We start from the raw sequence: 26119 nt of genomic DNA, 5'->3' as shown, positions 1-26119 counted from the left end.
AGTGCAGGGCGCGGAGGTCGGCGTCAACCACGTCAGGGAACGCGGAAAAGGCAATTTGCGTATTCCGGCCTGCCCTCGAGACCGGAACGCTGTCGGAAACACGCGTCTGCGCACTTTCAGCTCTCGGGGATGTTTTCCCGAAAAATGACCTGCAGCCGTGGTGGATGATAATCCATCGGCAGACCGCGGATCGCACGGCTCAGCATGGCCAAAGCTTCGCGGGCTTCGACGCGCGGGTTCTGGTCGATAACGGCGTCCAGTGTGCCGTCCAGCAAAAACGCCTTGTTGTGGTCCGTCAGTTCGTGGCCGATGAAAATGATCTGGCCTGCACGGTTGGATTCGATCAAGGCCTGGCCGATCCCCTGATTGCCGGCGCCGATATTGTAGATGCCGGAAAGATCTGGATGTCGCTTCAGGAGAGAAATGGCTTCCTCATAGGCTCTTTCCCGGTCGTCACGAATTTCTCGCAACTCGACGATTTCCAGATTTGGAAAATCCTCGCCCAGGATGTGGCGGAAGCCCATCTCCCGTTCTTCATGACCACGGTAGGAGAGCGATCCGGCAAAGAGCGCAACCTTGTGTTTGATGCCGCCGCCGAGGAAGCGTCCGAGCAGATAGCCAGCAAGGCGTCCGGCGGCACGGTTGTCGATGCCGATATAGCCGATACGGGGCACATGCAGGATATCGGAGGCAAGCGTCACAATCGAGACGCCGGAAGCAGCCAGGTTGCGCATGGCTTCGCGTACCGTCGGATGGTCGAGTGCGATGACGCCGACCCCCAGCGTCTTTCCCTGCAATTCGTGAAGGGTCCGGGCCAAGGTATCGGGGTTGAAGCCCTCTATCGAATGGATATGGACATCGAGTTCATGTTGCCGCGCCGCTTGCCGCTCGATCTGCGCCAGGAGATTGGCGATGAAGGTGTTGGTGCCGGCTGGAAGGACGAAATCCAGCCGGATACGGTTTTGCGGCGACACAAGGGTCAAGCCGGAACCGGCGAGATAGCCGAGCCGCTTTGCGGTCTCGATCACGACCTCGCGCGTTCGCTCTTTGACGCCGTTGCGATTGTTCAGCACCCGGTCCACCGTGGCGCTGGAGACGCCAGCCTCGCGAGCAATGTCGGTCAATGTCGATCGCAAATCGATTCCCTTCTACGCGATGATGGGAAATGATGTATTTCTAATCGCAGGAGATGCAAGGGGCCGAGGGCTGCAAGCCGCGAATATTGCAAACTATCCCCTTGTTCTACACCCATTTTTTCGAGCGTTTATTCCATTGTTGCCTCAATGAGCGGTGACATATTCGTTAGTTTCGATGCATTGTGATGTAATATGATTTGTTATGATGTTGACATCGATCATTTGAGCCGTCAATAATCCTCACGGATCGGCAGAGGAGGAAGCTGCCGACGGGAGGGATCACCACAATGTCAAATCTGTTTCGCATGTCGCGCCGCGACTTGTTGGCGACCGGTGGCCGGGCGCTTGCCCTGACTGCCGCCGCGGGCATCGCCCCGCAATTCATTCGCCCCGGCCGTGCCTATGCTGGCGATGCTCTGGCGCCCGGCATGATCGGCGGCCCGACGGGCTTCGATGGCGCCGAGCGCTATCAGTACGGGCCGGACACGCCGGAAGGCCGCGCGATCGAGGCGATCAAGGAAATGAAGGGTGCCGGCAAGGCGCCGGCCAAGATCGTCCTCGGCCTTTCCGATGGTTCGATCGGGCAGTTGACCAAGCCATTCCCGGCAGGGGCGCCGTCGATCAAGGAGCTGTGGGAGAAGGAAACCGGCATCACGCTGGACATCGTCGGCGTGCCCAATGGCCAGGAATTCACCAAGACGATGCAGGACATTTCCACCAAGGGCGGGTCTTTCGACATCTACGCCGTCGAGTGGAACCGGCTGGGCGATCTCACGGAAACTGGCGGCTGCCGGCGCCTGGCCTCGGGGCACTGAATTACGATCTCTACCTGAAGCGCTTGGCACAGAAGCATCCGAATATCCCCATGATCATCGAGCATCTTGATGAATCGGATGTGCCGCGCGCCAAGAAATTCCTCGACGGCAAACTGCGCGCTCTAGGTCTTTGATGATATCGCGGCCGGGTTTTTATTGGCCCGGCCGTCTCCTACAATACCGAAAGACGGGATGACATGATGGTCGACTTATACGGAGGGACGAAATCGCGCCGCGACATTGCTGCCAGTGCCGGGGCGCTATCGCAATTTGCCGGCGTGCGGCTGATGACGCTCGGCGATGGCGTCGAGCGCGGTATTCGCATGCTTGAGTTCCACAGCGGCACCGGCCTGCGCTTCACCGTACTGATCGACCGGGCCTTCGATATCGCCGATTGCGACTATCGCGGCATGGCGATCGGCTGGCACTCTCCGGCGGGATTCAAGCATCCGGGCCTCGCCGAATATGAGGGCGAGGGTGGGCTTGCCTGGCTGCGCTCCTTCTCCGGCTTGATGGTAACGTGCGGTCTCGACCATATCCTCTTCATGTATGACGAGCCGGCCGATCATTACGTCTACGGTCCGAAGAAGACCGTCAGCCATTCGATCCACGGCCGCATAGGCACGATCCCCGGTAAGCTTTCGGGCTACGGCGAGCGCTGGGAGGGAGATGACTGTTTTCTCTGGTGCGAGGGAATTGTGTCGCAGGGCACCGTCTTCGGCGAACATCTTGAACTCGTGCGGCGCATCGAGATCAAGATGGGCAGCAACGATATCAAGCTCACCGACCGGGTGGTCAATCGCGGCTTCTACCGGACGCCGCATATGTATTGTTATCATATCAATGCCGGTCATCCAGTGCTGGCAGAGGGCTCGCGTTATCTCGCGCCGATCAAGGACGTCGTCTGGGCCGCGCATGCCGGTGAAAACTATCGCAAGCAGGGCGTCGGTTACCGCAGCATGCCGGCGCCGAAGATGAATTTCCACGAGCAGGTCTGGCAGCACGAAATGGCGGCCGATACGAACGGTGAGGTGCCGGTGGCGCTGGTCAACGATCGCCTGGGCATCGGCTTCGAAGTGGTGACGCGCAAGGACCAGTTTCCCTGCATGTATGAATGGCAGAACCTGCAGGCCGGACAATACGCCGTTGGCATCGAGCCCTCGACCAACCATGTGCTCGGCCATGGTGCCGCCCGCGAGCGCGGCGAGTTGATCTGGCTGGAGCATGGCGAAGAGCGCCGCTACAACAGCACCTTCCGCATCCTTCCCGACACGGCGGCGATTGCGGCAAGCGAGAAGCGGATTGCCGGTCTCGCAAAACAGCCTTCCGAAGATTTTCCTGAACCCTCGGGCAACCATCTGCCGATCGGCGGGCGTTCATGACGGAGATGGCGGCAATGATTTCCGTCGCGAACAAGACTATTCTCTATACCGGAGCGGCCGGCGGACTCGGCACAGAGACCACACTGAACTTCCTACGCGCCGGCGCTCCCGTCGTGGCGATCGACAACGATCCCAAGAAGATCGCCAATCTGATGGCTCTGGCCGAGAAGGAAGGTTTGAAGGGGTTGGTCGTGAAAGCGCTCGACCTTTCCGATCTCGCGCATCTGCGTCTTCAGTTGGAGGCGATCTCGGCGGAGGTCGGCGGTTTTGATGTCGTCATCAACAACGCGGCGATCTACCCCTCCAAGCCCTTCGAGGACTATACGATCGAGGAACACCAGGCCGTGCAGCGCGTCAATGTCGATGCCGGCATCATCTGCGTGCAGGTCGCCCTGCCGCATATGCGAGCCAAAGGCTGGGGCCGCATTATCAATGTCGCGAGCGTCACTGCTTATGGCGGTTGGGCCAATCTGTCGCCCTATGTGCAGTCGAAGGGAGCGCTGATCGGGCTGACGCGGGCCTGGGCAAGAGAATTCGGCGCCTATGGCATCACCGTCAATGCGGTCTCACCCGGTGCCTTCCCGACCGATGCCGAGAAAATCCACCCGGATCCCGAAGGCTATACACGCTTTGTGCTCGAGCATCAGGCACTCAAGCGGCGCGGCCGTCCTGAAGACATTGCCAATGCGCTGATGTTCTTCGCCTCGGACGCAGCCTCCTTTGTGACCGGCCAGACGCTGAACGTCGATGGTGGTTGGGTGATGCATTGATCGCCATGAGGTGTGATCCCGAAAGCTGCGAAGCGGTTGTCGAATGAGGTCATGCTCAATCACTCAGATGAAGCCGAGGCTGCGTTGCATGGCGGCCTGGAAATGGGCATCCAGCGCCGCCTTGGCAGCTTCTGCGTCGCGCGCTTTGCAGGCGAGGAGGATGTCGAGATGTTCGCGGAGCGTGCGCAGAACCACCGGCGCGGTGAGCTTGCGGTCGAGCCGCAGCAGGCGGAGATAGTTGTGCATGCGACGGTAGCTCGTCTCGATCAGCGGATTGCGCAGGCTGGCGATGACCGCATTGTGCAGCATCCGCTCCAGCGCCTCCACTTCCTTAAACTGCTCGGGCCTCAGCCCATCTTTTTCGATCGTGGCGATCAGGGCTGTGTGGCGGTCATGGATCGCGTCGATTTCCGCCTCGTCGCCCTGCTCGGCGAAAATCTGGATGGCGGCACGCTCGAGGATGGAGCGGAACTGATATGTTGAGCGCGTCAGCTCCAAGCCGGGCCGCACGAACTGGATACCCGACCGCGGATGGATCTTCAGAATGCCTTCGGCTTCCAGCATGCGCAATGCATCGCGCAGGGGGGCGACAGGAACGTCAACGATCTCAGAGAGTTCGCTCTGCGACACGAAGGCGCCGGCCGGCACCCTGCGCTCGAACAACGCCTCCAATATCCGCTCATAGGCCTCGTCGCTCAGGCGCCGTGCCGGCGCCGCATCCTCGGATCGATTGCTATTTTTTGTTCTCTTCGCCACTTGCACTGTTCTCGCGCTTGCCATATTACATTGCACATCTGATAGATCAGATAAACATTTTAATCGATCAAAGTCCAATCCTCATGAGCATTGTAGCTTTTCGCATCACCCGATTCCAATTCGCCCGCGATCGCGTCATCGGCGACAGCCAGGTACGCGCCGACGACGCGAATGTAGCAGCGCTGGAATTGGTTTCCGATAGCGGCCAGGTCGGGCTCGGTTTTATCCAGACGCTTTTTTCGCCTTTGCCGGACCAGACCGAGATCGAGCGCGTCTTCGCGACGGAGGTTTGGCCGGGCCTTGAAGGACAGAAGGCGATTGCGCTAGTGCATCGGGTCAATCGCCCGCGTGGCGGCAATCAGCGGGCAACGTCGCTGCCTTTCCATGAGGCGCTGCAGGTGGCACTCTGGGATCTGGCTGCGAAGGAGGTTGGACTGCCGCTGCACACCCTGCTCGGAAGTCGCCGCAATCGGGTCAAGGCCTATGCCAGTGGCCTCGATTTCCATCTGTCCGATGAGGACTATCAGGCGCTTTTTGCCCATGCCGCCGCAATCGGCTATCGCGCCTTCAAGATCAAGGTCGGCCATGCCGATTTCGAACGCGACCTGCATCGCCTGACGCTGTTGAAGCAGGTGGTGCCCGCCGGCTCCGAGGTGATGATCGACGCCAATGAAGGCTGGTCGTCGAAGGAAGCGCTGATGAAGCTTGAGGCGATCCGCCGGGCCGGCCATGATCTCCTTTGGGTCGAAGACCCGATCCTGCGGCACGATTACGAAGGCCTGCGCACGCTGCGGCACGCAGCGCCCTGGACGCAGATCAACTCCGGCGAATATCTCGACCTGCAGGGCAAGCGTTTGCTGCTCGAAGCGCACGGCACCGATATTCTCAATGTCCATGGTCAGGTATCGGATGTGATGCGCATCGGCTGGCTGGCGGCGGACATGGGCATACCGGTCAGCCTCGGCAACACCTTCCTTGAGGTTGGTGTGCACATGGCCGTGGCCCTGCCGGAAGTCGAATGGTTGGAGTACTCCTTCCAGAATTTCGATCATCTGGTCGATGAACCCGTCGAAATTCGCGATGGGTATGCCTATGCGCCCGACCGGCCGGGGCATGGCCTTGTTTTAAGTGAAACCGCACGGCGCGATTGGTCGCGGCCGAAGCTTTTGCCGCGCGACCAGCTGGGTGCAGCACCCGCCAATCCGCGTCTTGATCTGACGAAATAAATTTCCGGGCCGCAGGGCTCGCCATCAGTCTCTGGGAGGAACTGAGATGTTTAACACGTTTTCCGCTATGCTCTTGGCCGGGACGGTCCTGGTCGCTGCACCCGTCATGGCGCAGGAAATCACCGTCTGGGACTGGAAGTCCGGCGACCCGGCTGCTGCTGCCTATTATGAGAAGGCCAAGACCGATTTCGAAGCGGCTCATTCCGGCGTAACCATCAAATATGTGATGCAGCCGCTCGATCAATATTACACGCTGCTCGGCACGGCGCTGTCCTCCAATGCCGGCCCCGACCTTTTTCTCATGAACGGCGGCGCGCAAGCCAAGGCCCGCATCCCGGCGCTGTTGAAGCTCAACGACAAGGTGGCCGATCTAGAGAAGACGGTGGTCGGCTGGCCGGAATTTACCGGTGCCGATGGCGGCATCTATGCCATTCCGCTGTCGATCCAGGGCTTCGTCATCTATTACAACAAGAAGCTTTACAAGGACGCCGGCCTCGACCCTGAGAACCCTCCGAAGACTTGGGCCGACCTGACGAAGGTCTGCGCAGCGATCAAGGCGAAGGGGGCGGTTCCCTGTTTCTCGATGGGCAACAAGGAAGGTTACGGCGCCGAATTCTGGTTCTCGGAAATGGCCGCCAATCAATGGACGGCTCAGCAGCAGCAGGATTTCGCCGACGGCAAACTGAAATGGTCGAGCCCGCAGGTAAAAGCCATCCTGCAGAGCTGGGTCGATGCCAACAAGGCCGGCTGGTTCCAGGACGGGCCGAACTCGACTACCAAATTCATGGACGAATATGAAAGTTTCATGCGCGGCGAGGCGGCCAATACCATCGGCCTGATTTCGGATGTGGCGCATTGGAAGCAGTTCGACGATTTCCTTGGCGCTGACAATGATGGCGTCTTCCGGATGCCTTCGCCGACCGTTGCCGCCGACAAGAAGGAAGGCGATCCGATGTTGCCGGTTTCCGGCGGCATCGGTTACGGCATCAACAAGGCCTCGGCGAATGCAGACCTTGCCCTCGAATTCGCCAGGGAACTGGCATCGCCGGCGCCGATGCAGATTTTCTTCAGCGACACCGGCGCAATAGCCTCCAACACCGGGGTCGATACGACAAAGGTGGAGAGTCAGGCCGCCAAGTCCATTCTCGGCTGGCTAAAGACCTACGGTGTGCCGACGGCCCATGCCAACGCCACCGCCAAGGAGCTGGAAGAATGGCATCGCCAGAGCCAACTGCTGCTGAACGGCGACGCAACCGTTGACGCTGCCGCGGCCCGCATGGATGCCGTACAGGCGGATGCGCGGAAATAGCCACAGGATGGAATGACCGGCCGTCCGGGACAGACGTCTCGGCTCGGCTGTCTTGAGAAGGAAATATTCAAGTGGGAAGCAAGGCAGAAAGACGGATCGGCCTGTTGTTCGTGCTGCCGGCGATCGTGCTTGTCGGCCTCTTCCGTATATTTCCGCTGGCCTGGGGTTTCGTCCTTTCCTTCACCAATTCCGACGGCTTCGGCAAATCCGCCTTCGTCGGCATCGACAATTATGTTGCCGTCGCCAACGATCCGGCCTTTCGCGACAGCATCGAAAATACACTGATCCTGATCGCCACGCTGCCGATCTGGGTAATGTTGCCGCTGCTGCTTGCGATCCTCATCCATCAGGGCGTACCGGGCGGGAAAATTTTCCGTGCCGTCTATTTCTTCCCTGCCGTTCTTTCGACCGTCATCATCGGTTCGATCTTCAACGTCGTGCTGCGCTTCGACGGCAGCCTCAATGCCTTCCTCAAGGCAATTGGCCTGATTCCCGTCGATTGGCTCGGCAACGGTGCCACCGCACTCGGCAGCCTGATTGCCGTGCAGCTCTGGGCAACGTTCGGCATGAGCCTGTTGATCTTCATGGCCGGCCTTTCCACCGTCTCCAAAGAGCTGATCGAGGCCGCAAGACTCGACGGCGCCAAGCCGCTGCAGATCTGGGTTCACGTCATCATCCCGGCGCTGCGGCCGATCATCGAATTCGTCGCCGTGGTGACGACGATCGGCGTTCTGACTTCGATGTTCGGACTGATCTACGTATTGACCGCGGGCGGGCCGGGCACCGCAACGACGCTGCCGGAATTCCTGATCTGGCTGGAGCAGGGCAAGATGAACCAGCCGGGCTATGCGGCGGCGATTTCCATGGTGCTCTTTGTGGTGATGGCGGGTCTCGCCTACCTGCAAATCCGCATCATGTCCCGCAACGCGAATTTGTGAGGGGCTGATATGTCCATCTTGGCGAAACGGGAAAAGAGGCTGCTCTGGATTGCCTGCGTGCCGATGACGCTGCTGGCGCTCTCCTGCGTCTATCCGGTGTTCTTCTCCCTTAACAACGCGCTGAAGACTAACAAGGGCTATATCCTCGATCGTTTCGGCCTCGTGACCGATCCGACCTTCGATAATTTTGTGACCGCCTGGCAGCGGGCGCATCTGAGCGACTATTTCGTCAACTCCGTCATAACCACCGGCGGTGCGGTCCTGATTCTGCTGATCGTTTCCTCGCTTGCCGGCTTTGCGCTGGCCATGCTGCGTTTTCCCTTCCGGCGGTTCCTGTTCATGGTGATCCTCGCCTCACTGATGATCCCGGTGCAGGTGGTGCTGGTGCCGTTTTATCGGACGATCATCGCGCTCGATCTGGTCAATACCCGCATCGGGCTGATCATCTCCTATACGGCGTTCTTCCTGCCCTTCAGTGTCTACATGATGACCGCCTTCTATTCCCGCCTGCCGCGTGAGCTGGTGGAGGCCGCCCGAATGGACGGAGCGACCATCCTGCAGATCTGGTGGAATGTCATGCTGCCGATGGGCAAGCCGGCGCTGATTACGCTTGGCATCCTGAACACGCTCTATTGCTGGAACGACGTGCTGATCTCGCTGCTGGTCCTGCAGAAGGAGCGTACGGTCATGGTCGGCATTGCGGCGCTGCGTGGCGAATACACCACAAATGTCCCGTTGCTTACCGCCGGCATCGTGCTCGCCGCGGCCCCCATCGTCATCATCTACGTGGTTTTCCAGAGACAGATCGTCAACGGCATCGCCGTCGGCGCTGTCAAAGGCTGAAACGGATACTTTGAATGTCGCAAATCGTATTGGACAATGTCCGCAAGAAGTTCGGCGCCGTCGACGTCCTTCACGACGTATCGCTGACCATTGAAAGCGGCGAGTTCACCGTCTTCGTCGGTCCCTCCGGCTGCGGAAAATCGACCTTGCTGCGAAGCATCGCCGGATTGGAGGAGATTTCCTCTGGCGACCTTTTCATCGGTGGGAAACGCATGAACGATACCGAGCCCTCGCAGCGAGGCGTCGCCATGGTTTTCCAGTCCTATGCGCTTTACCCGCACATGACCGTCGCTGAAAACATGAGCTTCGGTCTGCGCATGGCCCATCGTCCGAAGGCGGAAATCGATGAAAAGGTCCAGCGCGCCGCCGCCATCCTGCAGCTCGAAGCGCTGCTCGATCGCAAGCCGGCTGCGCTCTCAGGCGGCCAGCGCCAGCGCGTCGCCATCGGCCGCGCGATCGTGCGCAATCCCGACGTCTTTCTGTTCGACGAGCCGCTCTCCAATCTCGATGCGGAACTGCGCGTTCAGACACGAGTCGAGATCGCCAAGCTGCACCAGTCGCTCGGCAACACCATCATCTACGTCACCCATGACCAGACGGAAGCGATGACCTTGGCGCAGAAGATCGTGGTGTTGCGGGCAGGGCGCGTCGAGCAGGTCGGTCCGCCGATGGAGATTTACGAGGACCCGGACAATGCTTTCGTTGCGGGCTTCATCGGCTCACCCAGAATGAATTTCCTGAAGGCAAAGGTTGGCGCCGATGGCCGCTCGCTGCATTTCGGCGATATCGAGGCCACAGCCCCGCGGCTGAACTCGGCACTGAGGCCGGGCGACATCCTGCAGCTCGGCATTCGCCCAGAACATCTGGATGAGGCTGATGGAATCGAGCTGCCGGCCATGGCCGAAGTTGTCGAGAAATTGGGGGGCACCGCCTTCGTTCACGGCAAGCTGGCCACCGGCGAGACGATCGTTGCCGAGAAGCGCGATGTTACAGCCCGCGTGGGAGACGCCTTGATGTTGCGCTTCGATATGGAAAAGGCACGGCTGTTCACCTTGGACGGAGCGAGAATTCGCTGATGGTTAAGCGCATGGGAATGATGATCGGCCTCAAGCCGGAAAAGATCGCCGAATACAAGGCCCTGCATGCCGCGCCCTGGCCGGAGATGAATGCAGCGCTGACCGCGGCCAATATCCGTAATTACAGCATCTTCCTGAAGGAGCCGGAGAACCTGCTTTTCGGCTATTGGGAATATCTGGGCAAAGACTTCGAGGCTGATATGGCTGCGCTCGGGGCAAAGGACGTGACGAAGCGTTGGCTTTCGCTGACCGACCCGTGTCAGCAGCCGATGGCGACGGCGCGACAAGGGGAGTGGTGGAGCTTCCTCCAGAGCGTCTTCCACCTGGATTGAGAGGAAAGACATCATGCGCAAGCGGCGGATCGCATCGGCGGGACTGGATCTGACGGAAATCGGCTTCGGCGCGGCAGGGATCGCCGGCCTTTATGTGGAGTGCACTGAAGAGACGGCGCAGGCAACGCTCGAGCTCGCCTGGCAATCGGGCATTCGTTATTTCGACACGGCACCGTTCTATGGCGCGGGTCTGTCGGAAGAGCGTGTGGGCCGCTTTCTGGTCGGTAAGCCGCGCGAAGACTATGTGATATCGACCAAGGTCGGGCGCCTGTTGCAACCGGCGCCGGCCTCCGCGGTTCCTTCCCATGGTTTCGTCGGCGCCCATGCCCGCGCGATCGAATATGACTATTCCGGAGACGGCATCCTGCGCAGCATCGAGGCCAGTATCAAACGTACCGGGCTCGATCGCTTCGATATCCTCTATGTGCACGACATCGGCACCTATGCCCATGCCGAGGGCGACAATGCTCGCCACATGCAAGCGTTCACGCGCTCCGGCATCGCCGTTCTCGATGAGCTGAAGGCAAGCGGCGTGATCAGAGGATGGGGGCTCGGGGTCAACGAAGTCGCCGTCTGCCTTGACGTGCTGGAGCGGAGCCATCTGGATTGCATCCTGATTGCCGGGCGTTACACCCTGCTCGACAGACGGGCGGAGGAAAGGCTTATTCCGCTCTGTGCCGAACGCGGCACGTCGCTTGTAGTGGGCGGCGTATTCAATTCCGGCATCCTGGCCACCGGGGCGGTCACCGGGGCACGTTTCGACTATGTGGAAGCTAATGCCGATATTCTCGAACGCGTGGGCAGAATCGAATCCATTGCAGCGGAAGCGGGAACTGATATCGCCACCGCTGCTCTGCAATTCCCGTTGCAGAATCCGGCCGTGGCCTCCGTGCTGATCGGTTCGGCCGATACATCGACGCTGGGACGCAATCTGATCTCGCTTACCCGTTCCGTCGAGCCGATGCTTTACGAAGCCTCAAGGGCTTTTACCTTGCGATGAGGCGGCCCCCTGTGTGGTGCCATCTTTTGCTTTGACCAAAATCGGGGATAACGACTAAGTAGTAGGATCGGGCGTTGAGAGGGAGTCGCATGGCAGCGACCATGTTTGTCATGCGAACAGCCGGTGGTGACGTAGCAAGCGGACGGTTGGCATTGCATCGCGGTGCAGAGGTGGCTTCATGACCGAGGTTACCCCCTCCGCCCGCAAAGCGCGGCGAAAGGGAAGCGGCGTCACGATGGCCGAGGTGGCTGCGGCTGCCGGTGTCTCCATGCAGACTGTCTCGCGATACCTCCGTTTTCCCGACACGGTGAGCACTGAGACCAGCAGGCAGATCCAGGATGCGATCGAAAAGACGCATTATGTGCAGAATCTTGCCGCCAGCCACCTTGCGTCCATGCGCAGCAATACGGTTGCGGCCATCATACCAACGCTTTCCGCATCGGTCTTCGCCGAAACGATTCAGCATTTCTCCGAGGTGCTGCACCGCGAAGGCTATCAGATATTTCTCGGCAACACGGATTATCGGTCCGATCGCGAAGAGGACGTGATCCGCAGCCTGCTCGGCCGCCGGCCCGACGGACTGTTCATCATCGGCACACATCATACCCGCAACAGCATCGCACTTCTCAAACGGGCCGGCATCCCGGTCGTCGAAGGCTGGGACATGACATCCCGCCCGATCGATCGGCTCGTCGGCTTTTCCAACGTAGCCGCTATCTCCGAAATGGCCGGTCATCTGACCAAAAGCGGCCGCAGGCGCATCGTTTTCGCCGGTGTCCTGCGGCGGGGCGACAGTCGTGCCGCCGAACGCCGCGACGGATTTGTCACGGCGATCAAGGCGATCTTTCCGGATGAGGAACCGAGACTTTGCATCGCAAGCGACCTGCCTCTTGAAATGGCGTCCGGGGTGGAGCTGCTCAGACGATCGCGTGCCACGTTTCCGGATGCCGATGCGGTGATGTTTTCGAGCGACGTGCTGGCATCCGCCGCGCTGCTCGAAAGCGTCCGGCTCGGCATCGCAGTTCCGGATAGCCTCGCCATTACCGGTTTCGGCGATTTCGAACTGTCCCGTCACCTGAATCCGTCCTTGACGACGGTTTCCGTACCCTCCGATGAAATTGGCCGGCAAGCGGGCCGCCTTTTGCTCGAAGGCATGCGCGGCAAGCTATCCTCGCCGAAACGCATCGACGTCGGTTTCACCCTGAAGATCCGCGGGAGCGGCTGAAGCGCTGCCATGTTTCCCTTGCCGGGAAAATGGGTCAAAAATGTTAGCGCTCACTCTGGACAATCGGAAAAGAAGGCGTAGTTTGCGGCCAATGGGAAGCATGTCGAGGGAGGAATGCGTTTATGGGAGTTCTGTCAGGCATACGCGTGCTCGATTGTTCGATCGCGATGGCGGGTCCCTTCGCCGCGCAGAGATTGGGCGATCTTGGCGCCGATGTGGTGAAGGTCGAACCGGTTACCGGCGAGTGGCAACGGCATGTCTCTGCCGGCGGTGCCGGTGGCAACAAGGTCAACGTCTCCTTCCTGTCGCTCAACCGCAACAAGCGTTCGCTTGCGATCGACCTGAAATCGCCCGATGGCAAGCAGGTGCTGCTGGAACTGGTGAAGAGCGCCGATGTCTTCCTCCAGAACTATCGGCCGGGCGTGGCTAAGCGTCTCGGCGTCGATTACGACTCGCTGTCGGCGATCAATCCGCGGCTCGTCTATGTCTCGATCTCGGGTTATGGCGAAGATGGCCCCTATATGAACCGTCCGGGCCAGGATCTTGTGTTGCAGGGCATGTCCGGCGCCATGCTTTCCGCCGGGCGCGAGGGTGAGGCGCCCACGGCCGCTGGCCAATATCTGGTGGACGCGATCACCGCCTACACGGCCTTCGAGGGCGCGCTTGCGGCGCTGTTCCATCGGGAACGCACCGGGGAGGGGCAGCTCGTGCAGGTCAATATGCTGGACTCGATCACGACGATCCAGATGCAGGAGCTCTCGGTCTTCACCGTCGGTCACAAGCCGCAGAAGCGGTCCACCGAGCCGCATGCGCATGTCTACATCCGCGCGCCCTATGGGGCATTCGCCACCAGCGACGGCTTCATCATCGTCGCCTTTCCCAAGCTTAAGACGCTTGGCCAAGTGATCGGCGAGGAAAGCTTCCTGACGATGGTCGACGAGATCGACACCTGGTCCCGTCGCGACGAAATCTTCGCCAAGACGCGTGAGAAATTGAAGGCAAAGACGACAGCCGAATGGCTGGAAGCGATGCGGGCGGCAGATATCTGGTGCGGTCCGGTCTATGGCTATGCCGATCTGGTCGAGGACGAACAGATCAAGCACAACGGCACCTTCGTGGAATACGAACATCCGACCGAAGGACTGGTGAAGACGCCGGGCTTCCCGATCCGCTTTTCCAAGACGCCTTCCGTCGTCGAGCGCGGTGCGCCGCTAACCGGCCAGCACACCCGCGAAATCCTGGGGGAGGCAGGCTACGATGCGGGCGAGATTTCGGCATTGGAGCGCGCGGGAGCGATCGCCTCGGGAGAGCTGTGACATGCAGCGGCTGGAGGCTCTGACCTGGGATCATCCACGCGGTTACAACGCCCTTGCCGCCGCCGCGCGTTTGCAGGCTTTTGCGGGAAGCGGCCTGTCGATCGCCTGGGACAAACAGCCCTTGGAGGGCTTCGAGTCCCATCCGATCGCCGATCTCTGCGCGCGCTACGATCTCGTTGTCCTCGATCATCCGCATGTCGGCGAGGCGGTTGCCGGCGAATGTCTGCGGCCATTGGAAGAGATTTTTGGCACAGAGGTTATTGCTGGAATCGAGGCTGATAGCATCGGACCGTCATTGTTAAGCTATCGTTTTGCAGGCTCGCATTGGGCTCTGCCGCTCGATGCCGCCACACAGGTGATGGCCTGCCGTGCGGATCTGACGGATGGCCTTACGCCGATCACCTGGGATGAGGTGACGGCACTTTCGGCTTTGACCGGTAAGGTGGCGCTATCGCTTGCCGGCCCGCATGCCATTCTCTCCTTCCTGTCGATCGCCGCCGCCTACGGTGAAGCGCCGGCCGAGGCCGATCCGGATACCCTGGTATCATCCGGGACCGGGAAGGCGGTCTATGAGCTGGTGCTCGATCTCGCCAACCGCAGTCCATCATCCGTGCGCGAGAAGAACCCGATCAGCATTCTTCAGCACATGGCCTCGCAGGACGACGTCATTCTCTGTCCGCTCGTCTATGGATACGTGAACTATGCCGCCCCGGGACAAGGCCGCCTGATGAGCCCTGAGGCCCAGATCGGCTTCATTCCCAGACATCAGGGACAGCCGTCGTTACGGGTGGCTTGGCACGATGCAGGCGTCAATGCGCACTGGGGCCGGTTTTATGACAATACTGCGGAGACCTTGGAGGCCGCCTATGTCCGTCCACGGCATAATGGCTACATCGCTTTCCAGACTCGAGCCTCCGCCTTGCTACGGCAAGCGTTCGATACGCGAGCGCCGGCGCAGGCCATCATCGATGAGCTGCAAACCATCTACCGCCAACACCGTGTCGCCGGTGGCGAACGATAGGAACTGCCATGACCGAAGATGTACAATTTTCCATTGATGGCGCCATTGCCACCATCACCCTCAATCGCCCGCAGAAGTTGAATGCGGTCACGCCCGAAATGGCGGATGACATCGTCGAAGCGGTCAAGACCTGCAACGACAGCGATACGATCCGCTGCGTCATCCTGACCGGTGCAGGGGAGCGTGCCTTTTGTGCCGGATCCGACATTCGCGAGCTCGATACCTATGAGACGCCTTGGCAGTTCCGTAACCGCCCGGATTATTGCGACGCCTTCCGCGCGCTGCTGAAGCCGACGATCTGCGCCGTCAACGGCTATGCGTTCGGCGGAGGTCTTGAAACGGCCATGTCCTGCGATATCCGCATCGCTTCGGACAATGCCCAGTTCGCAGCTCCCGAGATCAAGCTCGGCTGGATCGGCGGTGGCGGGATGGCGGCGCACCTTCTCCATTCCATCGGCGCTTCCAATGCCGCACTGATGCTAATGACCGGCGATCCCATACCGGCCGAAAAGGCATTGCAATGGGGGCTTGTCAGCGAAGTCTTGCCATTGGCGCAGCTTGTTCCGCGAGCCCGCGCCATCGCCGAGGTCATCGCCTCTCGCGCGCCGATCGCAGCCGAAACCGCCAAGCTCAATCTCAAGGCCGCAGTCTCGATGCCGCTTGAAAAGGCGATCGAATACGAACGCGACCTTCAGACGATCTGTTTTGCAACGGCGGACGCCGCAGAAGGGCGCGCCGCTTTCAAGGAAAAGAGGCCGCCGGTCTTCACCCGAAGGTGATGCGGCAGATCCCGACGATCGGATCGAGGCGTTCAGAGTGGGCGAGGTTCAGCAGAGATACCGGGCGACTGCCGAACACGGGTATTCGCCTCACTGCCTATGGCACGATATCCCCGATATCTGGGCCACAAGCGGAAGACAACTGCGAAGATCATATCCGATCCTGTAGAAGAAGCTTCCCACCGGCGCTCCGTGTTTCGTAACTTGTTGCTCTTTGATCTCGGTTATCCGGGAAAACAACGTGCTGAGAGATGCTTGCTCCAGGTCGCCCCTCTTCAGTCCGAAAAGAATGACGGTGCGCCCCTGCAGGTCGGCAGGTTTGAACCAGTAGCCGTACATCAGACTATCTTGGCCGAAAGCGCCCCGCCCCACGGAGGTCCGAACGGCATCGTCGTCCACACGATCATAGAAAGCGATCTCGCTTGCCACGAAATACTTGTCCATTCCAGCCAATAGGACCTGCTTACCCGTTTCCTGCTCGACGCTATGCTCGATCAATCCTGTTTCGCGGCCGAATTCCTGCCATGCGACAGGCAGCGTCCGGATGTTGCCGAAGTGACCGACCATCGGGAATCCGAGGACCAAATAATGCAGACCAAGCCCGTAGACCACGAGCATGGTCGTCACGGTCGGCACCCATAGCCGTTGTAGCACGCCGTCGAATCTCGACACGTTGCTGCTGGCTGCAACAATGGTCGCTGAGATCGCCGGCAGAAGAGCGAGCCAGAGCGGCCCCGTCCAATTCAGCTTGACCTCATGAAAGAGGCTGAATGCGACGAAGACCAGCAGGGGAACGATCGTATAGATCTTGATAAAGACAGATCGGCGGGTGGCGTCAGGGTCCGCCTTGGTGCCGAATATCCCGGCGTTTCTGGTTGTCAGCGCGGCGATCGCAGCCACCAATCCCAACGGTGTCAGCAGGATGGCGGCGCTGCTGATCAGGGCAGGAAGCGAGAAGGTGGTTGCGCTTTGTAGACGGCCCGAACTCTGGAATGCGAACGACGCCCAACCATGCGTCGCATTCCAGTAGATGACCGGCGAGAAAAGCAGGGCAGCGACCGCGACGGCAAGATAAGGTTCGGGACGCAACAACCAACGTTGCGCCCTGGCGTCAAGAAGAAGGAAGAGGAGCGTAGCCGGACCGAGGAGCGCGATCGTATATTTGGAGAGCATTCCGAGGCCCACGCATAGACCAATACCCCACCAGGCCCGACGCTTGTCCCCTATCAGCGCCCGCTCCAGAAAATAGAGCGTCCCAGCCCATGCAGCCGTCAGGGGTACGTCCGGCATCATCATGAAGCCGGTGGAAAAGAAAAACGGCAAGATGGCGACGAGCAGCACGCTGACGAACGCCGCCGATTTGCCGAACAGATTGCGCGAGAACCGGAAAGCGAAGAAGCCGGTCACGATCCAAGCGAGATAAGCGCCGATACGGACACCAAACCCCGTATTGCCAAACAGGCTCGTTCCCGCCCATATAAGCCAGGCGACCATCGGAGGATGATCGAGATATCCGATGTCGAGATGCTGAGAGTAGTTCCAGTAGTAGGTTTCCTCCGGCACAAGATCCACAAGCCCAAGGAAAACCAGTCGTAAAGCAAGGATATAACCCAGCACACCGATTGCCGCCACGCGCCATCGCACGTCGTGTGGCATGCGCGGTCTTGGGGACGGAAATACGAAGAAGGCGTTGCCCAAATAATTGACGATGGCGGCGGCTCCGACGCCGAGAATGATGGCGGCTTGAGGGGGCCATCCGAGAAGCTCGACAGCGCCGGCAAGCATGCCGCCCCGCAGGGCGAAAGCAAGCAGGCAGATGGTCATGAAGCGGATGTAACGTCTCCAATCCCGCTCATGGGGGCTTGGCTCGTTGCTGGCAAAAGCCCACTTGGAGTTCAAGAAATAGTTGGAGATCGTAGCGACGGCGAAGCTGGCGACATGCGCCGTTACCAACCCCAATCCCGCCCCGAACAGAATCTGGAAGATCAGGAGATCGATAGCCAGCCCAATGAGGCCGACGCCTGCAAAACGGGTCGCGTTTCCAAAGGAAACCGCGCCTCCACCAAGGACCAGTAGACGGCGGGCATAGTCTATCATGTGCCCCCATCCGATCTTCGTTTCCCCACGCACTCTGTCGCGAAAGATGATCGGGACCTCGGTTAGGCGAAGCGCATCGCCGCCTTCGGCTATGATCTCCAGACCGATCTTGAAACCGATTGCCTTTGGATCGATCGCCAAAAGCCGCTCTTTGCGCACGGCAAAGAATCCGGACATCGGATCGCGCATATCGGTCAAGGGCCAGGCCAAGGCACCGCCGAGGCGCGAGAGCAGCCGGCGAGACCGCGGCCAGTCCGGCGTGTCGCCGCCCGGCACATAGCGGCTTCCAACCACCATGTCGCTTGTCCCGTCGATGATAGGTCTGACAAGGTTGTGGATCTCCTGCGGCGGATGGCTCAAATCGGCATCCATGACCACCACGATGTCACTGCGGGCATATCTCGCCGCTGCCAAGACATCTCCCGCCAAACCTCCCTTCCCGCCTGAGGCAATAAGCCTAATGGGCGCCTTGACTTCCCATGACCGGACGCGCTCTATCGTGCCGTCGGTCGATCCTCCGTCGGCAATCAAGATCTCCAGTGCGAGGTCACCACCGGATTGCGAAAGCAGGGAGGACAGAAGAATATCGATATTGTCGGTCTCATTGAGAGTCGGAACGACAACCGAAACGGATTGCTGGTGCATCGCGTGATCGGGAGAAACCATAAGCTGAGATGCGTGGACGATACCGGCCGACTTTCGTGGCCGATCTGAAATGTTGTCGGAAGCGCTCACAGGTTTACAGACGAGGAAAAAGCGCCAAGGCGCGGGGACACCAGAGCAACCGTAAACCGGTGCGGTGAGGTCTGAATGCCCAAATAATACACTTGGGCCTGAACTTGCTTCATATGAGACGACTTTCTGTTTCAGTGGGGCGCGACTATCGGCAATGACGCTGACAGCCACCTGAAGACGTCTCTGGGCCTTTGCCGACACAATGGGACAAGCTGAATTGTAGAGCCGGCCGGCCGGTGCTCAGCCATGAGGTTCGAAAGCCATGGTCATTCAAAAGCCATAAAGCTCGGGAGGTTTGTAACGATACAGACAGATCAAGCATAATCTCCGCCACCCGCTGGCCAGCATGTCTGTGACGGCAGTTTTTCAGCTTTGAAGGACTGTTCTTGCTGGAACGGGTTTTATCCACAGGACCTGAATGAGTAGGTTCGCCGCGACCAAAGCAGATTTGCGAGGTTCAATGCGATGCACTCCATCACTGACCGTGTTCCGGTTTCCATCATCATCTCGAATTATAATTACGCGCGCTTCCTGAGACGCTCCATCGACAGTGCTTTGGAGCAAAGCTACGACAATACGGAGGTCATCGTCGTCGACGATGCGTCAACGGACGACACGGCCGATGTCGTCGCTTCATATGGATCTCGAATTAAGACGTGCCTGAGAAAGACCAATGGCGGGCACGCTGCAGCCTTCAACACCGGATTTGCGTCGAGCCGGGGCGAGATCGTCCTTTTTCTGGACGCCGATGATTACCTTTACCCGAACGCGATATCCGAAATCGTCGATGCCTGGGAGGATGATACCGTCCAGGTGCAGTTCAGATTGCACATTGTCGATGAGGATATGGAGGTGAAAGATGTCTTCCCGCCTCCGGAACTCCCGTTCGACTCCGGCGATGTCACCCCGAAGCTGCTGCAGACAGGGCGCTATCAGACCACCGTTACCAGCGGTTTGGCTTTCAAGCGCACGGCTTTGAACGTGATCATGCCGGTTCCAGAGGCTGATTTCCGACAGGGCGCCGATGGTTACCTGGTCACCGTGGCGCCTCTCCATGGACAAGTGACGTCGATCGACGCCTGCCTCGGGGCTTACCGCATCCATGGCGCCAATCATTCCGTCTTTGCGGAGAAGCTTGGCCAACGCGCGCGCTGGCGGGTGGAGCATGATTTTCATCGAATGGAGGCGTTGTCGCATCAGGCGGACGAGATCGGCTTGACGGTGCCGTCAGATGTCAATCTCCATGATCCCATCCATTTGGAAGAGCGCTTGGCATCGCTTTGCATGGACAGGTCCCGGCATCCCATAGTCGGCGATTCCAGATTTGCGCTCGGCGCTGCCGGTGCCGCCGCCAGCTTGAAAATGAATGCGTCTTTCCGACGCCGTGCGATGCTGGCGGCATGGTTTCTGTCCGTCGGCGTACTTCCTAGTCGCATGGCGAAAGCGATCCTGTCATGGAAGCTCGTCGCCTCGTCGAGGCCCGCCTTCCTGCTGCGCCTTTCGAAGACCATACGCCACGCTATCGGATAGGTTTTTGTGGAGTACCCCACAAAGACCGTGCCAAGCCGGTCAATATCCTTCCGGCGTCATCGCTGACCAACTCGGATCTCGCGAAGACGTCGGTTTTCCGCGCCCCGGATCGACATCCGCATGGCGCAATCTAGTTGGGGGTACTACATTGCCTGGGATCTGAGACGGAGAGCAATGAACTTGGCACAAAGAGCGGGCAACGCTGATCTTCCGCTGCATGGAGGGCGGGTGCCGAAATGGCTCGGTGACCGGATGACGCGTTTGGGCGCCGTGATTACCGAGGCCGTGATTCAGCATTACGGGCGTGACGAACTCCTGCGGCGGCTAGCCAGTCCGTTCTGGTTCCAGTCCTTAGGTGCTGTCATGGGCATGGACTGGCATTCCTCGGGCATTACCACCAGCGTCCTCGGTGCGCTGAAACGGGGCCTGACGCCGCTCTCCGGCGAACTTGGGCTGCACGTCTGCGGCGGTCGCGGCGCTCAGTCGCGCAAAACACCGGATGAGCTGGCGGCGATCGGTAATCGTGTCGGCATCGATGGTGCAGCACTTGCGACGACGAGCCGGCTTGTTGCCAAGGTCGACAGCGCTGCCCTTCAGGACGGATTCGATCTCTATCTGCACGGCTTCATCGTGGCGGACGACGGCAAATGGGTCGTCGTCCAGCAGGGAATGAACGGTGATCGACGACAGGCGCGGCGATATCATTGGCTATCCGAAGGACTGACAAGCTTTCTCGACTCTCCACATGCGGCAATCGAGGGACGAGACCAGGGCCGGATCGTCAATCTCGCCGATCGGCGCGCCGATCGATCGCGTGCAGGCCAGCTCGATCTGCTGGCCTCCTTAGGGCCGGACAGGATCGTGCGCGAATTCGCTGCGCTGGAAGCCGAACCGACGGCGGCCGCCGAAAACCATGCGCAACCCATGCTGCCGCACCTGATCATGCCGGCACATCATGATGTCCGCGAGACCGATGTGAACATGCGGCGACTGCACGGAAATCTGGCGGCCGCCGCCGATCGCGGGCCGGTGGATTTCGAGGCCCTGCTGCTGACGCCCGGCGTTGGTGCAAGAACGGTCAAGGCATTGGCGATGGTTGCAGAAGTCGTGCACGGCGCACCCTACCGCTTCTCCGATCCCGCCCGGTTTTCGCTGGCGCATGGCGGCAAAGATCGCCACCCTTTCCCTGTTCCGTTGAAAGTCTATGACGAGACCATCAACGTCATGAAATCGGCAGTGCGGAAGGGACGGCTTGGTCGCGACGAGGAGTTGCAGGCGCTGAAGCGCCTGGACGATCAGTCCCGCGTGCTCGAACGATATGTCACCGGTCCTGATCTCAAGGAGATTGTTGCCGGCGAATTCGACAAATCTTCGCTGTTTGGTGGACGCAGCGTATTCGGCTGGGAGCCTCCTTCCCGTTCCGATGAGGATGATGCGGAAAGACGCTCGCGACCGTTAAAACGTTAAGGGGCGGTCTGCTGGTGGATGTGCCGACCGTTGAGGTTGTGTACAGCTAGACCCAGCGTCAACATGGCCTCCACCTTGATTTTTTCCGCGCCGATGGAACCGAAAAACGCTCTGCATTGTTACAGGCGACATGGATCAACAGCTACGTTGTCTCGCCACCGCCGCGTCGCCTGCCGAGCAGACCACCTCGCCCGGAAGCGCGCTTGTCTACCTTTCCAACCTAGAGGGTGGCATAGCGCGGAAGCCCGGCAAGAATTCATTTCGTTATTATAACAGCGACGGAACGCGGATCACGGATCCCGATGAACTTGCCCGTTTTGCAGCCCTGGCGATACCGCCGGCCTATGCCGACGTTCTGATCTCGCCCGATCCCAATTCCCATCTTCAAGCTGTCGGGACAGATACGCGGGGACGAAAGCAGTATCGCTATCACCCCGAATGGTCGGCCAAGCGCGATAAAGCCAAGTTCGACCAGCTTTGCGCGTTCGGATCCGCGCTTCCAAGGATACGTGAGAAGGTCGATGCGGACCTGCGGTTGAGAAGCCCGACATTGGACAAGGCTTTGGCCATAGTGGTTTTGCTGCTCGACGATCTGTTCATCCGGGTCGGCAACGCGACCTATGCCGTCGCAAATGGCTCCTATGGTTTGACCACACTTCGCAATCGCCATGTAAAGGTCGCCGGTTCGAGCGTGCATTTCAAGTTCAAAGGCAAGTCCGGCAAGGAATGGCGCCTGACCTATACCGACCGGCGCATCGCCAATGTCATCAAGCGCCTCCAGGAGCTTCCGGGACAACACCTTTTCCAATATCTTGATGACAGCGGCGATAGTCGTCCGATCCGGTCGCAGGACGTGAATGCCTATATACAAATGGCATCGGGCGGCGACTTCAGCTCGCGGCAGTTCCGCACCTGGGGCGCAACATGCCTTGCCGCTTGTGCACTTGCGTCCATCAAGGCCGGCGAGACGCAACGACAACGGGCGCGACAGATCAATGAGGTGATCGACAGCGTCGCGGCGCAGCTCGTCAACACGCGGGCGGTATGCCGGGCCTCCTATATTCATCCCAGGGTCTTCGAAGACTTCGAAGCCGGCAGGCTCGTCATTCTGAAACAGATGCGTCCAACGACGAGCGTTCGCCTCTCGCAATGGATGGACGATGAGGAGATCAGAGTTCTCCGATGGCTCAAGGCGATTGAGAAGAACGGATCGTAATTCCTGGCTTTCCGCGAGCATGATGGGCGCCTCATCCTGGATCCCACCGAACTCCTCGGCCAATTCTATAGGAATTGGACGTTCGTCACTTGCGTGTTCACCCGGTGCGACAATCCAGCGGAAATATCCGCGCATTTTTTCGCTGATGCGCGGCAGGTCTTCATGACCATCCCAAGTTCGCGCTATTCGGCTAGTCGGTCCTGATCGTATTGCTCCGCTCCAGGTAGAGGCTGCAGCCAGCGTTCGCGCCGCCTTACCCAAAGTTCGTAAGTCGGAACCAAATTGGTCGGTGCGGTATCGAGGCTGCCGAGCTTGATCTCGGCCTCGACATCGTCATTCGAAAAAAGGCGCGACCCACATTGAGGACAGAACTTCCGGCCTTCGTAGATGGCGGTCTCGCCCGTCGCAGAGAATGCCTCGGCCTCCCAGATGCCAAAGAACGTAAAGGCCGAACCGCTTTCTTGGCGGCAGTCGGTGCAATGGCAGATACCGACGCGTTTCGGCTCTCCGCTGACGGAATAGCGGACCCTTCCGCAGCGGCATGATCCATGTCGCAATATCATTTCAAAGCCTCCCTTTGCATTGACTTGCTGCCGGACGGCATGAGCGCAGCCTGGCGTCCCGTGTGAACCGGAAACCGCCGATATCGGTCAAATGTTCCCGATATCGGAGACCTCTTCGGCCGTGGAGTCTTTTCGAGATCGATATTCTCGCCACGATCCGCTTGGAGATCATGCCCGGCGAAGCAGAACGTCATGGAAATAATGGTGGAGACGACATCGATTGCGGTCGCCGAAAGCAATTTTAGATCGATCCATGGAGACCTCCAAAACAAAATCCTGGGTTGAACGCCGGTATCGCGAAAATGCTCCCCACAACGCCCTGTGTCAGGCGTGCTTGAGACTGGCAAACTCGGCTTGATCGGTATCACCCGAATTAATTAACGAACGTAGTTAATTTTTTAATAATTTTGTGATTACTTATGGAACCACGCGCAGGGCTAACCGTTTCTGCGCCGGACCGGAGGAAACACGATGAATTTCAAAATCGTCACCGCGCAGTCGGAAGTGGAAACCGATGACACCGGAACCTATCCGGACGGTATGGTGGAATTGGAGCACAATCGCGTTGACTTTTCCTCAAGTCGCGAAAGACGCCACCGTAGGTCTCATGAGCGCGACTACGGCGCCGGCAAAAAGCTTGCCCCCATTCCGGTTGGCTTGGTGTAGGCCTCGATCGCTTCGGATGTAGATTTGGCGAGCGGCGACTCGCCGCGATAAGGCCTTCATGGGTCTACCCCTCGGCCATCCGATGCCTTCATCTGGATTGCCATAGCCGATCGTTAAATATACAGCGCCGCCATTTTGCGCCAGGCACCTGCCCGGTGGGCGCGTCCGCCCCAGACATGCAGTTGATGGCCGACCTGCTTATCGACGAGAAGCTGGCTCAGGTGGCGGTTGTTGTCGAGGAAGGGGTCTGCGTCTCCGATGGTGAGGACGATGTCGACCTGGCGCAGCCTTTCAAGCCGCCATTCGCAAGCAAGCCCTGGAAGGAAGTGCGTCGGCGTGTGGAAATAGACATCGTCGTCGTAGTAACCGTCGAACAGATCGCCAAAGGACTCGATCTTCATCGTCAGATCGTAACGGCCGGAAAAGGCGACGAGCTTGCGAAAGAGGTGAGGGTGGCGAAAGACGAGGCTGGCGGCCTGGAAAGCGCCGAGGCTGCAGCCATGCACGATGGTGCAGTCATGAGCGTTTTTCTGCGCCATCAGCGGCAGAACCTCGTTCAGAATATATTCTTCGAAGGCGGCGTGCCGGCGAATGCGATCGGCCGGATGGTGTTGGGATCCGTAGAAGGTTTCGGTGGCCAGACCCTCGATACAGTAGAGCTGAAGATGACCGGCTTGCAATTTGTCGGCAAGGCTGGCGACAATGCCAAGCTGCTCATACTGCCAGAAACGCCCGTCTCGCGTCGGAAACATCAACACCTTGGCGCCGGCATGGCCGAACACCAGTAGCTCCATGTCTCGATGCAGGCGCTGGCTGTACCAGCGCAGGTATTCTCGGTTCATGGCACCTTGAAAAATCGTTCGACCTTTTCGCGAAGGAGCGCATTTTGCTCGCTGCTGCCAACATAGTCGAAATGGCCGGCATCGAGGATGAAGATTTCGTTAAATTTTGGCAGTGCGTTTGCCACTGCAAATTGGCAGGGGGGTGCTACGGCGGGATCGAACAGGGCTGTAGCGGCGAGCATTGGTACCTTGATGCGGGCAGCCGCGCTTGCCGCATCGAACAGGCGCAAGGTTTCGAGCACGCTTCCTTGCTTTTTCTGATAGGCTTGGACGGATTGGGCACTCCCGACGGTCGGCAAGGTCAGCCATAACGGCCGGTGCCCGAAGGTCGGCACGACGAGATGCCCGCGATCGATCCGGCTATCGAACGGGATTGCCAGCGCCCCGATACCGCCGCCAAAGCTGATGCCGCTATAGCCGATATGCCCCGCGAGCCAAGGATAAAGAGCAACAAGCGCCGAGACGGCGATCCACAGATCATCGACGCAGCCGCCGATGATGTAGGAATCCGGGCTTTCGATACCGTGAAGGACATGTCCGCCGGGATCCGCCGGAATCGGTGGACACGCGCTGAGGGACAGCCCGCGAAAGCAAGGAAACAGCATGGCTGTCTCTTTCACCGGCAGATCGAAGTCCGGCAAATTCCGTCCGCCATAGCCGTGCCCGACGACGAGGCCGCGCCGCACCGTCCCATCTCGGGGAAGAAGCAGCCAGCCGCCGATCTGAAATGCGCCGGTCGATGTGTAGCTAACGTCGAGAACGTGCCAGTCGGGATGATTGATCCTGCTGCGGCGAAGTTTCGGCTGGGGGTCGACCGTAACCGCGTGGCGATAGCGCTCGATCCAAAAATCGTCGAAGCCCGATGCTGCCTCGGGCGGCTCGATCGCGAGGAGCTGATCGAGCTGCATGCCATAGGTTGGATCAAAGGCGAAGGGGTGTGTCTTTGGAACGCTCATATGATGCTTGTCTCGTGAAAGGATTGGCGACGCAAGCCTTCAACGTCTGCAATGCCGGCAAAACCACGTCATCTGCCTGGCCGGCCGAAGGTCGAGCTACGCCGGCAGTCGGTTTGAAGGGGA

Annotated in this window: 24 protein-coding genes and 1 pseudogene; 19 read left to right on the top strand and 6 right to left on the bottom strand. The window is 59.4% G+C overall.

Features of this window, described 5'->3' with window-relative positions:
- Nucleotides 1-116: 116 nt before the first annotated feature.
- The gene (locus FHT86_RS31915; protein ID WP_133710733.1) at nucleotides 117-1136 is read right to left on the bottom strand and encodes a LacI family DNA-binding transcriptional regulator; all 1020 of its coding nucleotides are present in this window, start codon (nucleotides 1134-1136) and stop codon (nucleotides 117-119) included.
- A gap of 287 nt (nucleotides 1137-1423) precedes the next feature.
- Between FHT86_RS31915 and FHT86_RS31910 the strand changes: the two genes are divergently transcribed.
- From FHT86_RS31910 to FHT86_RS31895, 4 genes and pseudogenes are all read left to right on the top strand, one after another.
- A complete protein-coding gene (locus FHT86_RS31910) occupies nucleotides 1424-1951 on the top strand; it encodes a hypothetical protein (protein ID WP_246779747.1) in 528 nt (175 codons plus the stop codon).
- Nucleotides 1918-2085, top strand: a pseudogene (locus tag FHT86_RS38705) (sugar phosphate isomerase/epimerase); the annotation flags it as partial. The gene FHT86_RS31910 and the pseudogene FHT86_RS38705, both read left to right, overlap by 34 nt.
- A gap of 66 nt (nucleotides 2086-2151) precedes the next feature.
- Nucleotides 2152-3333 carry an aldose 1-epimerase family protein gene (locus tag FHT86_RS31900; RefSeq protein WP_133710734.1) on the top strand — a complete coding sequence of 394 codons (1182 nt, stop codon included), beginning with the start codon at nucleotides 2152-2154 and terminating at the stop codon, nucleotides 3331-3333.
- Nucleotides 3330-4103: an SDR family NAD(P)-dependent oxidoreductase gene (locus FHT86_RS31895; RefSeq protein ID WP_133710735.1), complete on the top strand. Its 774-nt coding sequence runs from the start codon at nucleotides 3330-3332 to the stop codon at nucleotides 4101-4103. Before FHT86_RS31900 ends, FHT86_RS31895 begins: the two co-directional genes overlap by 4 nt.
- Nucleotides 4104-4166: 63 nt before the next feature.
- Here the strand turns inward: FHT86_RS31895 and FHT86_RS31890 are convergent, their stop codons facing one another.
- On the bottom strand, nucleotides 4167-4859 hold the full coding sequence (locus FHT86_RS31890) for a GntR family transcriptional regulator (RefSeq protein WP_312862598.1): 693 nt from the start codon (nucleotides 4857-4859) through the stop codon (nucleotides 4167-4169).
- A gap of 83 nt (nucleotides 4860-4942) precedes the next feature.
- On the opposite strand from FHT86_RS31890, the gene FHT86_RS31885 reads away from it, so the two are divergent.
- From FHT86_RS31885 to FHT86_RS31835, 11 genes are all read left to right on the top strand, one after another.
- Nucleotides 4943-6085 carry a mandelate racemase/muconate lactonizing enzyme family protein gene (locus tag FHT86_RS31885; protein WP_133710737.1) on the top strand — a complete coding sequence of 381 codons (1143 nt, stop codon included), beginning with the start codon at nucleotides 4943-4945 and terminating at the stop codon, nucleotides 6083-6085.
- Between the two features lie 46 nt (nucleotides 6086-6131).
- The gene (locus tag FHT86_RS31880) at nucleotides 6132-7394 is read left to right on the top strand and encodes an ABC transporter substrate-binding protein (protein ID WP_133710738.1); all 1263 of its coding nucleotides are present in this window, start codon (nucleotides 6132-6134) and stop codon (nucleotides 7392-7394) included.
- A 71-nt stretch (nucleotides 7395-7465) separates the two neighbouring features.
- On the top strand, nucleotides 7466-8332 hold the full coding sequence (locus tag FHT86_RS31875; RefSeq protein WP_312862597.1) for a carbohydrate ABC transporter permease: 867 nt from the start codon (nucleotides 7466-7468) through the stop codon (nucleotides 8330-8332).
- A gap of 9 nt (nucleotides 8333-8341) precedes the next feature.
- Entirely contained in the window at nucleotides 8342-9175 is an 834-nt protein-coding gene (locus tag FHT86_RS31870; RefSeq protein ID WP_133710739.1) for a carbohydrate ABC transporter permease, read from the top strand.
- Between the two features lie 14 nt (nucleotides 9176-9189).
- A complete protein-coding gene (locus FHT86_RS31865) occupies nucleotides 9190-10251 on the top strand; it encodes an ABC transporter ATP-binding protein (RefSeq protein WP_133710740.1) in 1062 nt (353 codons plus the stop codon).
- Nucleotides 10251-10583 carry an L-rhamnose mutarotase gene (locus FHT86_RS31860; RefSeq protein WP_133710741.1) on the top strand — a complete coding sequence of 111 codons (333 nt, stop codon included), beginning with the start codon at nucleotides 10251-10253 and terminating at the stop codon, nucleotides 10581-10583. The genes FHT86_RS31865 and FHT86_RS31860 overlap by 1 nt, the downstream gene beginning before the upstream one ends.
- Nucleotides 10584-10596: 13 nt before the next feature.
- Nucleotides 10597-11583: an aldo/keto reductase gene (locus FHT86_RS31855; protein ID WP_133710742.1), complete on the top strand. Its 987-nt coding sequence runs from the start codon at nucleotides 10597-10599 to the stop codon at nucleotides 11581-11583.
- Between the two features lie 178 nt (nucleotides 11584-11761).
- On the top strand, nucleotides 11762-12808 hold the full coding sequence (locus FHT86_RS31850) for a LacI family DNA-binding transcriptional regulator (RefSeq protein WP_133710743.1): 1047 nt from the start codon (nucleotides 11762-11764) through the stop codon (nucleotides 12806-12808).
- Nucleotides 12809-12930: 122 nt separating this feature from the next.
- Nucleotides 12931-14124, top strand: a complete 1194-nt coding sequence (locus FHT86_RS31845; RefSeq protein ID WP_133710744.1) for a CaiB/BaiF CoA transferase family protein — start codon at nucleotides 12931-12933, stop codon at nucleotides 14122-14124.
- 1 nt (nucleotide 14125) lies between these two features.
- Nucleotides 14126-15145 carry a carbohydrate ABC transporter substrate-binding protein gene (locus FHT86_RS31840; protein WP_133710745.1) on the top strand — a complete coding sequence of 340 codons (1020 nt, stop codon included), beginning with the start codon at nucleotides 14126-14128 and terminating at the stop codon, nucleotides 15143-15145.
- An 8-nt stretch (nucleotides 15146-15153) separates the two neighbouring features.
- The gene (locus FHT86_RS31835; RefSeq protein WP_133710746.1) at nucleotides 15154-15924 is read left to right on the top strand and encodes an enoyl-CoA hydratase/isomerase family protein; all 771 of its coding nucleotides are present in this window, start codon (nucleotides 15154-15156) and stop codon (nucleotides 15922-15924) included.
- Nucleotides 15925-16014: 90 nt separating this feature from the next.
- On the opposite strand, the gene FHT86_RS31830 is transcribed toward FHT86_RS31835, so the two are convergent.
- Nucleotides 16015-18666, bottom strand: a complete 2652-nt coding sequence (locus FHT86_RS31830; protein WP_166656969.1) for a glycosyltransferase family 39 protein — start codon at nucleotides 18664-18666, stop codon at nucleotides 16015-16017.
- A gap of 555 nt (nucleotides 18667-19221) precedes the next feature.
- On the opposite strand from FHT86_RS31830, the gene FHT86_RS31825 reads away from it, so the two are divergent.
- From FHT86_RS31825 to FHT86_RS31815, 3 genes are all read left to right on the top strand, one after another.
- Nucleotides 19222-20286 (top strand): glycosyltransferase family A protein, encoded by a 1065-nt coding sequence (locus FHT86_RS31825; protein ID WP_133710748.1) that lies wholly within the window; start codon nucleotides 19222-19224, stop codon nucleotides 20284-20286.
- A gap of 180 nt (nucleotides 20287-20466) precedes the next feature.
- The gene (locus FHT86_RS31820; RefSeq protein WP_133710749.1) at nucleotides 20467-21753 is read left to right on the top strand and encodes a DUF763 domain-containing protein; all 1287 of its coding nucleotides are present in this window, start codon (nucleotides 20467-20469) and stop codon (nucleotides 21751-21753) included.
- Between the two features lie 130 nt (nucleotides 21754-21883).
- Nucleotides 21884-22969: a DNA topoisomerase IB gene (locus FHT86_RS31815; protein ID WP_133710750.1), complete on the top strand. Its 1086-nt coding sequence runs from the start codon at nucleotides 21884-21886 to the stop codon at nucleotides 22967-22969.
- Nucleotides 22970-23151: 182 nt separating this feature from the next.
- Here the strand turns inward: FHT86_RS31815 and FHT86_RS31810 are convergent, their stop codons facing one another.
- Nucleotides 23152-23532, bottom strand: coding sequence for a GFA family protein (locus FHT86_RS31810; protein ID WP_133710751.1), 381 nt, complete (start codon nucleotides 23530-23532; stop codon nucleotides 23152-23154).
- A 471-nt stretch (nucleotides 23533-24003) separates the two neighbouring features.
- Here FHT86_RS31810 and FHT86_RS31805 point away from each other — a divergent pair, with 471 nt between their 5' ends.
- Nucleotides 24004-24198 (top strand): hypothetical protein, encoded by a 195-nt coding sequence (locus FHT86_RS31805; RefSeq protein ID WP_133710752.1) that lies wholly within the window; start codon nucleotides 24004-24006, stop codon nucleotides 24196-24198.
- 113 nt (nucleotides 24199-24311) lie between these two features.
- On the opposite strand, the gene FHT86_RS31800 is transcribed toward FHT86_RS31805, so the two are convergent.
- Nucleotides 24312-25040, bottom strand: coding sequence for an esterase family protein (locus tag FHT86_RS31800; RefSeq protein WP_133710753.1), 729 nt, complete (start codon nucleotides 25038-25040; stop codon nucleotides 24312-24314).
- Nucleotides 25037-25996: an acetylxylan esterase gene (locus tag FHT86_RS31795; RefSeq protein ID WP_133710754.1), complete on the bottom strand. Its 960-nt coding sequence runs from the start codon at nucleotides 25994-25996 to the stop codon at nucleotides 25037-25039. Before FHT86_RS31795 ends, FHT86_RS31800 begins: the two co-directional genes overlap by 4 nt.
- Nucleotides 25997-26119 lie beyond the last annotated feature (123 nt).

Origin of the sequence: Rhizobium sp. BK313, assembly GCF_014193655.1 — a bacterium.
Classification (GTDB): Bacteria; Pseudomonadota; Alphaproteobacteria; order Rhizobiales; family Rhizobiaceae; genus Rhizobium.
The sequence above is the reverse complement of the archived record's forward strand: the minus strand, read 5'-3'. Positions and strand labels throughout refer to the sequence as shown.